This is a genomic window from Paracoccus sp. J39 (assembly GCF_000518925.1).
Taxonomy (GTDB): domain Bacteria; phylum Pseudomonadota; class Alphaproteobacteria; order Rhodobacterales; family Rhodobacteraceae; genus Paracoccus.
Genome location: NZ_JAEN01000020.1, coordinates 43,357 through 58,351, shown reverse-complemented (window position 1 = coordinate 58,351; position 14,995 = coordinate 43,357). Strand labels below are relative to the sequence as shown.

Annotated in this window: 14 protein-coding genes (1 of these 14 cut by a window edge); 11 read left to right on the top strand and 3 right to left on the bottom strand. The window is 61.6% G+C overall.

Annotated features, from left to right (window positions below):
• Positions 1-913, bottom strand: the 5' portion of a protein-coding gene (gene gltA, locus L632_RS0116850; protein ID WP_028717174.1) for a citrate synthase. It extends 293 nt beyond the left edge of the window; only the first 913 of its 1,206 coding nucleotides appear in the window; it begins with the start codon at positions 911-913; its stop codon lies beyond the left edge, outside the window.
• A gap of 54 nt (positions 914-967) precedes the next feature.
• Entirely contained in the window at positions 968-2,374 is a 1,407-nt protein-coding gene (gene gltX, locus L632_RS0116845; RefSeq protein ID WP_028711104.1) for a glutamate--tRNA ligase, read from the bottom strand.
• Between the two features lie 38 nt (positions 2,375-2,412).
• Here gltX and L632_RS22955 point away from each other — a divergent pair, with 38 nt between their 5' ends.
• The 11 genes from L632_RS22955 (at position 2,413) to L632_RS24445 (ending at position 13,523) form a co-directional block, all read left to right on the top strand.
• On the top strand, positions 2,413-4,596 hold the full coding sequence (locus tag L632_RS22955) for a ComEC/Rec2 family competence protein (RefSeq protein ID WP_232220994.1): 2,184 nt from the start codon (positions 2,413-2,415) through the stop codon (positions 4,594-4,596).
• 38 nt (positions 4,597-4,634) lie between these two features.
• Positions 4,635-5,204 carry a heme NO-binding domain-containing protein gene (locus tag L632_RS0116835; RefSeq protein WP_028717173.1) on the top strand — a complete coding sequence of 190 codons (570 nt, stop codon included), beginning with the start codon at positions 4,635-4,637 and terminating at the stop codon, positions 5,202-5,204.
• Positions 5,205-5,245: 41 nt separating this feature from the next.
• Positions 5,246-6,196: a GGDEF domain-containing protein gene (locus L632_RS0116830; protein WP_051416121.1), complete on the top strand. Its 951-nt coding sequence runs from the start codon at positions 5,246-5,248 to the stop codon at positions 6,194-6,196.
• Positions 6,197-6,815: 619 nt separating this feature from the next.
• On the top strand, positions 6,816-8,618 hold the full coding sequence (locus L632_RS0116825; protein ID WP_028717172.1) for a site-specific integrase: 1,803 nt from the start codon (positions 6,816-6,818) through the stop codon (positions 8,616-8,618).
• 84 nt (positions 8,619-8,702) lie between these two features.
• Complete coding sequence (locus tag L632_RS0116820; RefSeq protein ID WP_036698646.1) at positions 8,703-9,911, top strand: phage portal protein; 1,209 nt, start codon at positions 8,703-8,705, stop codon at positions 9,909-9,911.
• Entirely contained in the window at positions 9,904-10,038 is a 135-nt protein-coding gene (locus tag L632_RS25090; protein ID WP_256380446.1) for a hypothetical protein, read from the top strand. The genes L632_RS0116820 and L632_RS25090 overlap by 8 nt, the downstream gene beginning before the upstream one ends.
• A complete protein-coding gene (locus tag L632_RS0116810) occupies positions 10,035-10,352 on the top strand; it encodes a gene transfer agent family protein (RefSeq protein WP_028717170.1) in 318 nt (105 codons plus the stop codon). Before L632_RS25090 ends, L632_RS0116810 begins: the two co-directional genes overlap by 4 nt.
• Positions 10,345-11,904: a phage major capsid protein gene (locus tag L632_RS0116805; protein WP_028717169.1), complete on the top strand. Its 1,560-nt coding sequence runs from the start codon at positions 10,345-10,347 to the stop codon at positions 11,902-11,904. The genes L632_RS0116810 and L632_RS0116805 overlap by 8 nt, the downstream gene beginning before the upstream one ends.
• 135 nt (positions 11,905-12,039) lie before the next feature.
• Entirely contained in the window at positions 12,040-12,519 is a 480-nt protein-coding gene (locus tag L632_RS0116800) for a phage tail assembly chaperone (protein ID WP_156933683.1), read from the top strand.
• 31 nt (positions 12,520-12,550) lie between these two features.
• A complete protein-coding gene (locus L632_RS24020) occupies positions 12,551-12,871 on the top strand; it encodes an HNH endonuclease (RefSeq protein WP_371256000.1) in 321 nt (106 codons plus the stop codon).
• A 46-nt stretch (positions 12,872-12,917) separates the two neighbouring features.
• Positions 12,918-13,523, top strand: a complete 606-nt coding sequence (locus L632_RS24445) for an SLATT domain-containing protein (RefSeq protein ID WP_156933682.1) — start codon at positions 12,918-12,920, stop codon at positions 13,521-13,523.
• Here the strand turns inward: L632_RS24445 and L632_RS24015 are convergent.
• Positions 13,504-14,949 (bottom strand): RNA-directed DNA polymerase, encoded by a 1,446-nt coding sequence (locus tag L632_RS24015; protein WP_198021838.1) that lies wholly within the window; start codon positions 14,947-14,949, stop codon positions 13,504-13,506. The two genes, L632_RS24445 and L632_RS24015, sit on opposite strands and share 20 nt — an antisense overlap.
• Positions 14,950-14,995: the final 46 nt, after the last annotated feature.

Here is a 14,995-nt window from a genome sequence, read left to right as displayed (position 1 = left end):
AGCCCATCAGCCGGAACGGATCGTTCTTGTCCTTGGCGCGGGCGATGAATTCCGGGATGCGCTCGACCGAGCCGATCTCGCGCAGCATCTCCAGGCAGGCCTGGTTGGCGCCGCCATGCGCCGGCCCCCAGAGGCAGGCGATGCCGGCGGCGATGCAGGCGAACGGGTTCGCGCCCGAGGAACCGGCCAGCCGCACGGTCGAGGTCGAGGCGTTCTGCTCGTGATCGGCGTGCAGCGTGAAGATGCGGTCCATGGCGCGAGACAGCGCCGGATCGACATGATAGGGCTCGGCCGGGACCGAGAAGCACATGTGCAGGAAGTTGCTGGCATAATCCAGCTCGTTCCGCGGATAGACGAAGGGCTGGCCCAGCGAATACTTGTAGGCCATGGCGGCGATGGTCGGCACCTTGGCGATCAGCCGGATCGAGGCGATCTCGCGCTGCACCGGGTCGTTGATGTCGATCGAGTCGTGATAGAAGGCCGACATGGCGCCGACGACGCCGACCATGGTCGCCATCGGGTGGCTGTCGCGGCGGAAGCCGCGGAAGAAGTTGTGCATCTGCTCATGCACCATGGTGTGGCGCGTGACGCGGGTCTCGAAATCCACCAGCTGGTCCTGGGTGGGCAGTTCGCCGTAGAGCAGCAGATAGCAGACTTCCAGGTAATGGGACTGGTCGGCCAGCTGCTCGATCGGGTAGCCGCGATACCACAGCTCGCCCTTGTCGCCGTCGATATAAGTGATCGTCGAATCGCAGGATGCGGTCGAGGTGAAGCCGGGGTCGTAGGTGAAGACGTCCGCCTCGCTGTAGAGCTTGCGGATGTCGAGGACATCCGGTCCCGCAGTCGGGGACAGGACCGCGAGTTCGTAGTCCTTGCCCGCGAGATGCAGTCTTGCGGCTTTCTGTTCTGCCATTCCCAGTTCCTTTCACCTGTCTCCGGCCCTCGGGCCGGGTGATGGGCGCGGGTCTCAGCCCGCCTGATCCTGCAGCCGGGCCAGCGTTTCATCGCGGCCAAGCGCCAACATCATATCGAACACGCTGGGGGTCGAACTGCGCCCCGCGAGGGCCGCACGAAGCGGCGCCGCCACCTTGCCCAGCCCCAGCCCGTGCGACTCGCCAATCCGCTTGGCCGCCGCCTCGAGTTCGTCGCGCTCCCAGCTAGCATTCTGCACCGCGGCAGTCAATTCGTTCAGTATACGACGGGATACAATATCCAGCGCGGCTGCCGCCTTCTCCTCGACCTGGACCGGGCGGCCGATCAGCGCGAAATGCGCCTGATCCAGCAGCGCGGGCAGGGTTTTCGCCTTGGCCTTCAGCGCCCCAAGCGCCGGGCGCAGCCAGGAGATCTGCCGGTCGTTCAGCGGTTCGGCGCCGGTTGCGACGCGGAAGGCGGCGATTTCGTCCAGCAGCTCGGCATCGCTCATCCGCGCGATATGCCAGCCGCTGACATGTTCCAGCTTCTTGAAGTCCAGCCGGGCGGGGGCCTTCCCGATGCCGTCGAGGTCGAACCAGGCCCGGGCCTGTGCGTCGTCGAAGAGCTCGTCGTCGCCATGGCTCCAGCCCAGCCGCGCGAGATAGTTGCGCATGGCCGCCGCCGGATAGCCCATCGCCGCATATTCGTGCAGGCCCACGGCGCCGTGGCGCTTGGACAGCTTCTTGCCGTCGGTGCCGTGGATCAGCGGGATATGGGCAAAGACCGGGATCTCCCAGCCCATCGCCTGATAGATCTGGGTCTGCCGCGCGGCATTGGTCAGGTGGTCGTCGCCGCGGATCACATGGGTCACGCCCATGTCGTGATCGTCCACCACCACCGCCAGCATGTAGGTCGGCGTCCCGTCCGAGCGCAGCAGCACCATGTCGTCGAGCTGCGCATTGCCGAAGGTCACGTCGCCCTGCACCGCGTCATGCACCACCGTCTCGCCATCGCGCGGCGCCTTCAGCCGGATCGCATAGGGCGCATCGGGAAGGCTTGCCGGATCGGCGTCGCGCCAGGGCGACAGGAACAGGGTCGAGCGGCCCTCGGCCTTGGCCCGTTCGCGAAACGCCTCGATCTCCTCGGCGGTCGAGAAGCATTTGTAGGCCGTGCCGTTCTCCAGCATGGCCCGGGCGACCTCGGCGTGGCGCTCGCGCCCGGCGAACTGGCTGACCGGCTCGCCGTCCCAGTCGAGGCCGAGCCAGCGCAGGCCCTGCAGAATCGCCTCGGTCGCCTCGGGGGTCGAGCGGGCGCGGTCGGTATCCTCGATGCGCAGCAGGAACTTTCCGTCCCGGCCGCGGGCATAAAGCCAGTTGAACAGCGCCGTCCGCGCCCCGCCGATATGCAGGTAGCCGGTGGGCGAGGGGGCGAAACGGGTCACGACGGGGCGGGAATCAGTCATCGGGGGTCCGGTCAGTCCAGAAAACAGGGGCATTGGCTGTGCCGTTAACCGTTTCGAAAGGGACGGCATGCCAATCTTGGCGCCAGAGATACGCAAGTGGCACGACAAGGACAAGTTTCGGTGACGGAATCGATGAACGCCTCGCTGATACGGCGGCCGGCATCGCCTGCTCGCGGCGGGCGGCGGGCGGCGGCGGCTGGTTCCTGCTGCCGGACGAGCCCGGCGCCGGATTCTATTCGGCGCTGGTGCTGGTCGGCGGGCTGTGCCTGCTGCTGCCGGCCTTGGCGATGCGGCTGGCCGATGCCGGACGGCTCGGCTGGATCTGGACCGACCGGCTGCGGCTTGCGGCCCTGGCGCTGCTGGTGGTCGCCGTCGGGGCCGGGCTTGCCGGGCTGCGGGCGCATATGGTCGCCGCCCCGGTGCTGGAATTCCGCTATTACGGCCCGGTCGAGGGGCGGGTGATCGGCATCGACCGCTCGGCGCGCGACCGGATGCGCCTGCTGCTCGATCAGGTGCAGCTGCAGCGGGTGCCGCCCGGGCGGACGCCGGCGCGGGTGCGGATCTCGCTGCTTGAGCCGGGGGACCTGCCGGTTCCCGGCCAGCGCGTGATGCTGACCGCGCATCTCGGGCCGCCCTCCGGCCCATCCGAGCCGGGCGGGTTCGATTTCCGTCGCCTGGCCTGGTTCGCGCGGCTGGGGGCGGTGGGCTATGCCCGCACGCCGGTCCTGACCGTCGAGCGGCCCGCCGAGGGTGGCACCCTGGCGCTGCATCGCATCCGCATGTCGCTTTCCGAGGCCATGCGCGAGCGGATCGGCGGCCAGGCCGGCGCGGTCGCGGCGGCGCTGATGACCGGCGACCGCTCGGGCATCGCCGAGCGGACCAACCAGATCATGCGCGATTCGAATCTTTATCACATCGTGTCGATCTCGGGCCTGCACATGAGCATGCTGGCCGGATTCGTCTATGCCGCGCTGCGGCTCTCGGGCGTGGCGATGCAGGGGGTCGGCGGCCCCCGCGCCCTGCCGGCGCACAAGCTCGCAGCGGCGGGGGCGCTTGGCGCCTCGGCGCTCTATCTCTGGCTTTCGGGCGGCGGGGTGGCGACCGAGCGGTCCTTCATCATGGTGGCGGTGATGCTGCTGGCGATCATCGCCGACCGCCGCGCGGTGTCGCTGCGCACCGTCGCCGTCGCCGCAGGCATCGTGCTGGTGCTGACCCCCGAGGCGCTGACCGAGCCCGGCTTCCAGATGAGCTTTGCCGCCACGGTGGCGCTGATCCTGATGCAGGAGCCCTGGATGCGGCTTTCCACGCGGCTGCCCTGGTGGACACGGCCGGCGCTGATGCTCTTCGTCTCCTCCTTCGTGGCCGGCATGGCGACCGCGCCCATCGCGGCCGCGCATTTCGGCCGCATGACGCAGTACGGCCTGCTGGCCAACATGATGGTCGTGCCGGTGGTCGGGGTGCTGGTGATGCCCGGCGGCGTCTTCGCCGCGTTGCTGGCGCCGCTGGGCCTGGCACAGCCGGCGCTGTGGCTGATGGGGCTGGGCACCCGCTGGATGCTGGCGGTCGCGCAATGGATATCGGAGCTGGAGGGCTCGGTCACATTGGTCCCGGCCGCGCCGCGGCTCGTCCTGCCGCTGATGGCGGCCGGGGCAGCGATGATCCTGCTGGGGCCGGTCGGCGGCGGCGGGCGGCGCGCGTTCCTGCTGCTGCGGCGCGCAACGGGCGGCGTGCTGCTGGTCGCCTCGGCTTTGCTCTGGCTGGGCGCGAAGCGGCCCGACATCCTGATCTCGGCCGAGGGCGACGCAGTGGCGGTGATGACGCCGGCGGGCAGGGCGCCCTCGAAACCGCGAGGGGGCAGCTTCGCGGTTGCCAACTGGCTCGAAGCCGATGGCGATGCCGCAGACCAGGCCGCCGCGGCGGCGCGGCCGCTCTGGCAAGGCACGGCCTCGGACCGCTGGGCAGAGCTCGGGCGACCCGACGGGCGGGTGCCGATCCGGCATCTGACCGGCAAGGCTGCGCGGGGCGATGCCGAAACCCATTGCCCTCCGGGCGGCATTCTGGTGGCGGACGGCAATCTCGCGACAGGCGCCGGTTCCCCGCCATGCCTGGTTCTCGACACCGCCTATCTGCGGCGGCACGGCGCCTCGGCGATATTTCTCGGCGCCGATGGGCTTGCGCTTGTCTCGGCCGATGGAACGGGGCGCGGACGGCTTTGGCACTGACATGCCGCAATGGCGGATTTTCAACCGGATCTGAAGAAATGCATGGTCTCGTCAATCGTTGCATCGAATTGTTCATGCGGGGCACTTACGGTCCGGGCCTTTGGGAAAAGGTCACGTGCGAGGTCGGCGTCGATCCGGAGGGCTTCCTGACCTGGAGCACCGGCCCCGACAAGGTCACCTATTCGATCGTGATCGCCTCGGCCCGATTGCTGGAAAAATCCGTGGGCGAATTTCTCGAGGATATCGGGGCCTGGCTGACCCGGCAGGAGGATATCCGCAGGTTGCTCCGCTTCAGCGGTTCGACCTTCGAGGAATTCGTCGAATCCCTGCGGGAACTGCCCGGTCGCATCAGGCTGGTGATCCCGGATTTCCAGATCCCGGCCCTGGCGGTCACCTCGCCGACGGCCGGGCGCTATCACATCGCGGCAAGCGCGCATCAGCCTGGCCTGCTGCGCGTGGTCGCAGGCATGCTGCGCGGCATGGCGGATGACTATGGCGCGCTGGCGATCATTTCCGTGATGCGCGACTGCATAGACATCGACGTCGCCCTGTCCGACTATTCCGGGAAACGCCGCTTCGTGCTTTCCCATCCGCAGGTGGCGCCTTGATCGAGGTCCGGCTCGATATTCTTCGGCAGGTGGCGGCCCTCATGCCGATGCATCTGGCCATAGACCGGCGCGGCCGCATCCTGTCCCGGGGCAAGACCCTGGAGAAGGTGGTGGGCAATGCCGCGAGGCTGGACGAGGTCTTCGCCTGCACCGACCAGATCGGCCAGAGCATCGGCTTTGATCGGGCATTCGCCCGGCTGGGCTCGGGAGAGCGGGTGTTTCTGCAGATGAAGCGCCATCAGGGCATTTCGCTGCGCGGCCAGGGGGTCGCGCTGTCGTGCGACCTGATCGTCCTGAACCTGGGATTCGGCATCGCGCTGTCCCTGGCCGTCCGCGAGTTCGGGCTGACGGATTCCGATTTCCCGCCCTCGGATCTGGCCATCGAATTCCTGTTCCTGCATGAGGCCAACCGCGCCGCGCTGTCCGAATTGTCCCGGGTCAATGCCCGCCTGGAACGGGCGCGGGAGAATGCGCAGATCCTGTCGATTACCGACCCCCTGACCGGCCTTTTGAACCGGCGCGGGTTCGAGGCCGAATTCGCGAGGGCCTTCGAGCAGCGCGAGGACAACCCCTTCGCGCTCGTGCATCTGGATCTCGACCATTTCAAGGAGGTGAACGATCGTCTCGGCCATGCCGCGGGCGACCGTGTGCTGACCGAGGTCGCGGCGGTCCTGTCCTCCGAGGTCCGGGCCAGCGACAAGGTTTGCCGCGTCGGCGGGGACGAGTTCCTGCTGCTGATCTTTTCGCATCGCGCGCGCGCGGACATATTGCGGGTCTGCCGGCGGATCATCGAAAGGATCGAGGCGATGCGCTTTCATCCGTCCTCGGCCCGGGTCTCTGCCAGCATCGGCGTGGCGGTTTCCGACCTGCTGTCCCAGCCCCGGCCCGATCTGCTGTTCGACATGGCGGATTCGGCGCTGTATCACGCCAAGTCGAACGGGAAGGGCAAGGCGCTCATGTGGGGCGGCCCGACGGAGACGGTAGGCGCATGACAGCGCAGGCCGATGCTCTGCCGCTTGGTCACCGGATCGTCTGCAGTTGGAGTTTCGGCTAAGTTCCCCTGGCCGGATCACGTGCGGTCTGCCCCTCCAGGGATGCCCGTGCACGACGATCCTGCTGCCTGTCAGGGGGTGAACTGAGAAACTTCCTGTATCTGAAATAGAAAGCAGAAACAGGAGCTTATCTAATGAACAGAACTACATTTCAGCAGCTTGTCAAGCGTGCCTTCCGCACGGTCAGACGCTGGTTGACCCTTATGCTGATCTCTTGGGTATCGTCTCGGATCAGTCGTAACATTGCCATCCCAAGCCCCTGGGGCATCTCTTGGGGCATAACCCCGTCCGTCGCCCAACCGCCATGACGAGTCAGGTCACGAGCTGATCTAGGCTATTCCATCGAAAAGGTTCGGAAGGATCCTGTCCCTGAGGGCAGAAAATATCATCTTCTTATTGACTTAGATGAATTGGCTGGGGCGGTAGGACATTAATACAGAATTTTTCAAGCCCCTGAATCCGCATAGTTAATTGACTTTCAAAGGCTTTTCTAGCTAAAACTGTTCCGGTCAGGTGTTCCGGTTTCGTGGTCCTGACACCTGTTTCGGAAAGGTTTTCCATGGCTCGCGTATCCTATCTGTTTCGCCGTGGCGCGACGTATTATGCCCGCATCGACGTGCCGCTTGATCTGGTGCCGGTGGCGAAAACCACGACATGGAAAAAGTCTCTTAAAACGAAAGATGAGGCCGAGGCGAAGCGGTCGCTGCCTGCGGTGATTGCGGCATGGCAGCGCGAGTTTGACGACATGCGCGCCCGCCGCGCCCTTGTCCCTGCCGATATGGAAAATGCGACGTGGGACCACTACACCGAGGCGCTTGCCCGTGATGATGATGCCCGCACCCAGCTACCGGGCGCCGACCAGATCGAGGCCGAGACTGCAAAGCTGATGGAGAAGGCCGAGCGCGGCGATATTGCTAGCGCCGACCCGCTGGTGATCTTGGACGCCACGCTTGACCTTAAGGTCAAGCAGGAGGCCTACGCAGTCGCTTCTGACATGCGGCAAGCAAAGCTGACCGATCTGCGCAAGCACCTGACCAAAGGCGAGACCGCTTTGATTGCTGCCGATGTTGACGACTACCTGCACCGCAACAAGCTGCTGGTGGATCGCGGCACCCCTGATTGGATCAGTCTCGCCCGGCGCATGATGCGAGCCGAGATTGAGGCGCTACAGCGCACCCTAGAACGCGATAGAGGCGACTTCACCGGCCAGCCTGCCGACCCGCTGGTGAAGCCCGCCACCGGCCCGCGCCGTGAGGCTGCGAAGCCCGGCGAATCCATCATGGAGATTTTCGAGGTGTTCGCCCGCGAGAACCCGCGCGGCGTTGCAAAGGATCGCGTGGACCAATGCCGCCGCGACATTGGCACCTTTGTTGATCTGGTGGGCGCGAGCTTCCCCATTGCCAAGATCAGCAAGGCCGAGGTCCGCGATTGGAAACAGCTTCTGGTGAAATACCCGGTCAAAGCCACCGAGACAAAAGCCTTCGCGGGCATGAACATTCAACAGGTGATCAAAGCGAACGAACGAATTGGCAAGCCGGTGATCGCTGACCGGACAGTGAACCGCTACCTGTCCAGCCTATCCGCTTTCCTGTCGTGGGCCGTGAATAACGGTTATCTCAATAGCAACCCGATTGAAGGGCTGATGTTGAAGAAAGAGACGAAAGCGCCGACCGTGCCCTTCAAATCTGACCAGCTTGTGACGCTATTCAATTCGCCATGGTTCACCGGCTGCAAAAGCGCCGACGAATGGCGCAATGTCGCCAAGCCCGGCAATGTGCTTATCCGCGACCATCGCTTTTGGGTGCCGCTGATCATGCTTTACTCTGGTGCCCGTCCCGGTGAGATCGGCCAGCTTGCGGTTAATGATGTGCGGCAAGAGCATGGACATTGGATCATGCATATTACGACCGAGGGCAGCGACGAAACCGAGGAAGGCAAATCTGTCAAGACCGCAGGTTCTATGCGGGTGGTCCCGGTGCATCCCGAGCTAATCCGCCTCGGCTTCATCCGCTACCATGAGAAGCGCGTGAAGCAGGGCGGCGCGGCTCTGTTCCCAGATGCTGTTCGCAATGAACGCGGCCAGATGATGGCCGATGTTTCGCGCGAATTTGGCCGGTATCTCACGCGGATCGGCTTAAAGCAGGGCAGGGGCCTTTCGCTCTATTCATTCCGCCACGGTGCTGCCGATGCCCTGCGGCGCGCGGGCTATCTCGACAATCAATTTGGCTTCATCCTCGGCCATACCGAGGCCAGTATGACCGGGCGTTACGGCATTATGCCGCAAGGGATGCTGGAACAGCGCGTGGAACTGGTGCGAGCAATTTCCTATCCGGGGCTTGATCTGTCGCATCTTATTGATTGAATGAAATTCATAACAACATGAACGCTTGCAATAATCACCCTGCATGTTACATTGTAACACAGGAAGATTTGCGAGTGCCTGTTAATGAGTATCACCAAACGCCTTGCCCGGTTCTTCGGGCAAGGCGTCACCGAACAAAAAGCGGTCACGCTGACCAGCCCCGAGGCTTACGGCCTGTTCGCTGGCCTGCCGGTGCGATCCGGTGTCACCGTGACCAGCGCCACCGCTCTGCGCGTCCCTGCTGTTGCCGCCGCTGTCGGGCTTATCTCGGAAGCCTGCGGCAACCTGCCGTTCAAGCTGCACGACCGCGACACGCGCGAGGCGCAGAAAGATCATCCCGGCTATGAACTGATCCACGGCGAGGCGAACCCTTGGACCAGCGCCGAGGAACTACGCGAACACCTGACCCGCGATGCCCTGCTAACCGGCTCTGGCTTTGCGCAGGTGGTGCGCAACGGCATCGGCCAGCCCCTCGAACTGCACCGGATCGACCCCGGCGCGGTATCGGTCGAAACTGACGACTACGGCGAACCCAGCTATCGCATCCGGCTGAAAGGTGGCGGTGATACCGTGCTGCCTTATACCGATGTGCTGCATATCAGCACCTTGGACGGCGTTTCCCCGATCACCCATGCCAAGGAAGCCATTGGCCTTGCGCTGGCAGCGGAACAGCACCTTGCGAACTGGTATAGCCGTTCCGGGCGTCCGGGCGGCTATCTCTCGACCCAAGAAAAGCTGGGGGCTGATGAAGCCGTTGGCATCCTGAAAGCGTTTCAGGCCGGTCATACCGGCGAGGAAGCCGGACGCCCGGCGCTGTTTGACAAGGGCGTGACCTATCATGTCGTCGCCACCAGCAACACGGATGCCGAGTTCTACGCGAACAGGATTGAGCAAATCCGTGAGATCGCCCGAGCCTTCCGCATCCCGCCCAGCATGATCTTTGAACTGGAACGCGGCACTTGGTCGAATGTCGAACAGATGGCGCAACAGTTTCTGACCATGACCCTGCGGCCTTGGCTGAAACGCTGGCAGGCCGCTTATGCGCGCGTCCTGCTGTCGCCGGATGAACGCCGCGCCCTCTATATCGAGGCTGAAACCAAAGACCTGATGACCGTGGATTTTGCGGCACAGGCCACCGCCTATTCGCAATACGTCGCCATGCGCGCCATGACCCCGAACGAGGTCCGGGCCGGGCTGAACCTGCCGCCCATGGCTGGCGGTGATGAACTGTCGAACCCCTTCACCACCTCGGGCACCGCGCCCGCTTCCAATGAGGAAAACCCCGATGAATGACACCACGCAAAGCCCGCTGGAAATGCTGGCGGCGCTGGAAATCGCCCTGGCACTTGTCAATGCCGGTATCCTGACCGCTGCCGAACTGCGCGCCATGATCGGCCTGCCTGAGAATGATGCCGCATGATCACCGCGACCGCTTTCTTTGGCGACCGGGAACGCCCGTTCACCCTGACCGATCCCATGGTGGAGGAACTGGAAGCCTCGATCGGCACCGGCATTGGCACCCTGTTCCAGCGCCTGACCGCCCATGCCTTCAAGCTGGCCGATCTGGCCGAGGTGATCCGGCTTGGTCTGATCGGCGCAGGCACCAGCCCCGAGGAAGCCGCGCGGCTGGTGAACAGCTATGCGCGCAATCGCCCGGTGGCCGAGATGCTACCGCTGGCGACCGCGATCCTTGCCGCCCGCTGGCTTGGCGCTGATGAGGTGCAACATGGCTGACCGGATCGAGGTTAAAGCCCAGCTTACCGCCACCGAGGCCGGCGAGATCACCGGCATTGCGTGGCCGTTCGGCACCCCTGACCGCGTTGGCGACGTGATCGAGAAAGGCGCTTTCGACCAGCCCGAGGCGCTACCCATGCTGTTCGCCCATGACCAAGGTCAGGTGATCGGCGTCTGGGATTCCATCACCGAGACGCCCGAGGGCTTGACCGTCAAGGGCCGCTTGCTGGTGGACGATGTGGAACGCGCCCGCGAGGTCCGCGCTATGATCCGGGCCGGTGCTGTCTCTGGCCTGTCCATTGGTTTCGTCACCAAGGACGCCACCCGCCACGCCAAGGGCCGCACCATCAAGGCGCTTGCCCTGCATGAAATTTCAGTTGTCGCGGTCCCGTGCCACCCGGACGCGCGCATTCAAACCGTCAAAGGTGGCACCCCTGATCCTGTTAACGAGGAAATTGTTATGGAAAACGCAAACCCGGCCCAAGAGGCCGAAACCAAGACCGCCGCGAACGACGCTGCCCAGATCGACACCAAGGCGTTTAACGGCGTCCTGTCGCGCCTCGACAAGCTGGAAGCCAAGGCGAACCGTCCGGGCGCCCCTGCTGTCGTGCAAGGCGACACCGCCGAGAAAAAGGCATTTGCCAGCTACCTGCGCGGCGGCGAGGCCCGCATGGAAGCAACCGAAGTCAAGGCGCTGGCCGTCGCGAACAACGCGAACGGCGGCTATCTGGTGCCGCCCGAGTTCGGTTCGGAAATCCTGAAACTGCTGACCGAAATGTCGCCGCTGCGGCAGTATGCCAATGTCCAGACCGTCACCGGCAGCGACATCACTTTTCCGACCCTGCTGTCGGGCGTGAATGCGTTCTGGACCGAGGAAGGCGGCGACATGACCGCCAGCGAACCGACCTTTGGTCAGGTCAAGATCGCGAACCATGAGCTTTCCAGCTTCTACGTCGCCAGCAACAAGGTGCTGGAAGATAACGCCTATGATCTGGAAAGCGTGATGAACCGCGAACTGGCCGAGGGCTTCGCCAAGGTGGAAGGGCTGGCCTTTGTCAAAGGCACCGGCACCGGCCAGCCGCGCGGCCTGATGACCGCGACCGGCATTGCCGAGGTCAAGACGGGCGTTGCCGCGAACTTCCCGGCCAGCAATCCCATGGATGTGCTGATCACCATGCAGCACGCCATTCCGTCGTTCCACGCCCGCAGCGCCTGTTGGCTGATGAACCGCAACACGCTCGCGACCATCCGCAAGTTCAAGGACGCGCAGGGCCAGTATCTTGTCACCGATCCGAAAGACGGCGGTGTCCTGCGCCTGCTGGGCAATCCCATCGTGGAGATGCCCGACATGGATAACGTGGCGGCTGGCACCGCGCCGATCATGTTTGGCGATATGTCGGGCTATCGCATCTTTGATCGGGTGGACCTGTCGATTCTGCGAGACCCCTACACGCTGGGCACGAAAGGTCAGGTGCGGTTCATCGCCCGCAAGCGCGTGGGTGCCGACCTGACCCATGCCGACCGCTTTGTGATGCTGCGCGTGGCGGCCTAACCCGTGGCCTTGCAGCCCGCATACGAAACGACCCTGCGCCACGGCGACCATGCCGTGACGCTGCGGGCGTCCCTGCGGGCTGCTGTCGCCCTGGACAACCTACCGGGCGGCATCCCCGGCGCATGGGATAGTCTCATGCGCCAGACCTATACCGGAATCCGTGCGGTGATCCTCGCCACCGCCACGGATCGGGCAGCGGCGTTTTCCGTTCTGGCGTCGCTGTCCAGCAAGCCGCTTGCGTCCTTCCTTGGTCATGCGCAAGCGGCTTGCCTTGATCTGATGATGCACCTTCTGCCGGAACCGGACGAACCCGCACCGGCCAGCACCACCGCGCAGCCCATGGCCCTGCGGGATTACTTTGCCGAACTGTTCAAATTCGGCACCACCATTCTGGAATGGCCGCCGTCCGAGGTCTGGCAGGCATCACCAGCCGAGATCGACGCGATTCTGCGCGCCCGCCTCGAACGAATGGAAGCCATGGAAGCCCCAACCAATGGCGGACCGCACATGCCCGCCATGAGTGCAGAACAGCGCCAAGCCAATGAGGTTGCTGGCCTTGATCCCGAGTTCAACCGCAATGCCCTGCGCGCCCTGAAAGCCCGCCACGGTGCCTAAGCCGCCGCGCCTCTGTTCCTGCGGTGCTATCGTGCCCCATGGCGTCCTCTGCGCTTGCCAGCAAGAGCGCCAGCTTGAACGCAAGCGCCGCTATGACGCCACCCGCCCGAACAGCCGCCAGCGCGGCTATACGCGCCAATGGGAGAAGGCACGGGCCGAGTTCCTGCGCCTTCATCCCTGCTGCGCCATGTGCGGTGCCGACGCGACCCTGGTTGACCACATCAAGCCGCATCGTGGCGATAAGGCGCTGTTCTGGAACTGGAACAACTGGCAGGCACTTTGCACCGGTTGCCACAGTTCGGCGAAGCAGAGAGTTGAAAACGGAACAAACTTGCGTCAAGATCTGCACTAATACAAGTTAAGTAGCTGAAATTTCTGGTTATACGAAAGTAGATCGCTTGGAAGATGAAAAACACCTGAAGCTGCTTCTTAGAATGAAGAGGACAAAAAGTAATAGGTTTAATTATTCAAAGCGGCTCGCGAGGAAGGCCACGGTTAAGTCCCTTTCAGTAAACTTCCTATCCCTTCTGTGTATATTTGCCAGTATATATCTCTTGGCGAGTCCACCGGATGCGGCAGGCGCCGTCGGAATATACGTAAGTATTTTGGTTACGACTGCTTCTGTCGTGTCCCTAATGCTTTCCGTCGAAAATCCCGTCTCTGAGTTGATGAAGAGATCGCAGCAAGCGCATCAATGCGCGCGAGATATAAGTGGTCTATATGGTAAATTTCAGGCCGGCGCGATTGAATACAAGGACGCGCGCAATGACTATGAAAGTATTCTAAACGCCTACGACGACAATCATGATGAATGCGACAATTGGAAAACCCTATTTGAAAATGCGAAGGATTTCCCTGGAGATGCTGATGGCATTGGTTGGATAAGAGGTTGGTTTTTATACCTCATGTCCTGCTATTCACCTGCAATTTATACAATCGTGTGCGTTATCGCTATTCTTTTGACTTGGCGGATTCCGCCGCTGATCAAGGGTTATTTCTTCTAAAGGCTTTTGAAATTGAGAGTCTTGTGGCGGGAGTGCAAAAAGCCTGTATGATCCCGCTTTCGTCGCTAGAGCTGTCTAAGCGGTTAATGGCAGTCTCAAGTGTCTTAACAGAAATACCGGACTTTCGAAGATTGTGTGATTGGCCCCTAATGCAGGACAAGATACGCGCCTTTGGTGCGGTGATTTCGTAGCTTGCTGCATAGGATACGAAATCTCTAAAAGTCCTGATCGGATCGTCTGCCAGTGAAATGAGCCTGTTAAGTTGTGATGGATTCAAGCTTCCAATTAATTTTGGGTTCTCCTTCGCGGTTTCCTGCAGAAAGTTTTTCTCAAAAGTTGTAGCGCCGCATCCCATCTTGGAGATGAAGCCGATAGATGCTCTAAAGACCGTGTCCAGTTTAAATGGATTGTGCCTTGCCCAGTTCAGAGCTGCTCTTAGTTCTCGCCTGTAGGCGTTGCCATCGGATCTCGATATCGCCGAAAGCAATCTGAGCCCGCGATAACTCTCGAAGTCCCGACGACTATAACATTTCGTTTTAGATGCATTGAGGTTTAGTCCATCATACAAAAGCATTCGGGATGCATTATGCACTGCAACTTCAAGTGCTTTGACTGATGATCCAAATATGAGGATGTCATCCGCCCACCTCACGTATATTAAGTCTTTCTTTTTGCAATAATCGTCAAACTTGTCGTCAAAATCTTGCAAGTAATAGTGGGAAAGGTTTCTTGATCCATCTGATATTATTTCTTGAGGTATTCCTTTTGAGGACTGCTGGTATCCTGTTGTCCTGCGATTCCAATATCCCAAGAATATCTCAAGCAGAGATACGTGCTCGCTCAACTTTGGGGCGTCAATACGTAGTTTTCTGACTAATCGACCGATGTCGATCGAGTCATAGAAGTTTGCTATATCGGTAGTTATAACGTAGTTGCCAGTTCCGCTGTTGTTGACGAGAGATTGCAGCAACTCGTTAAAGTTCTTGTATTGCTGAAACCACGCCGCACTTGAAAAAGGCATCGCATAGTAGTTTTGTTCGAATAAAAGTGCTTCAGCTTCGTCTGGTCGGATTCTTGCAAGTGTGCGGAGGTTTTGACCGGTTGGGATGGCACGCCACCCTCCAAACATACGGTCTTTATCCCTTATAACTGCATCACCTATTGCGCCGCATAAGTGATAATAGACCGCCATGTCCTCTTTCGAGATAATTGGTATAAATCTGGTGACGCCGGAGTTTTTCTCAATGCCCATGTAGCCGTGAACAACTTCCGGGACATAGCTGCGGGTCTTTATCTTCCTATTAATGTCTTCGACCCACCTCCAAGCATCGCGTATATCGCTTTCTGAGCAGATTGGTATCTCTCCATCTGCTAGATGTCGCCAGACCTTGCGAGTGAATGGGGTTCTAATTCTTAGCTCTTCCATACAACTCTCATAGTTCGGCATAGTGCTCTTAACCCGTTCACCCAGA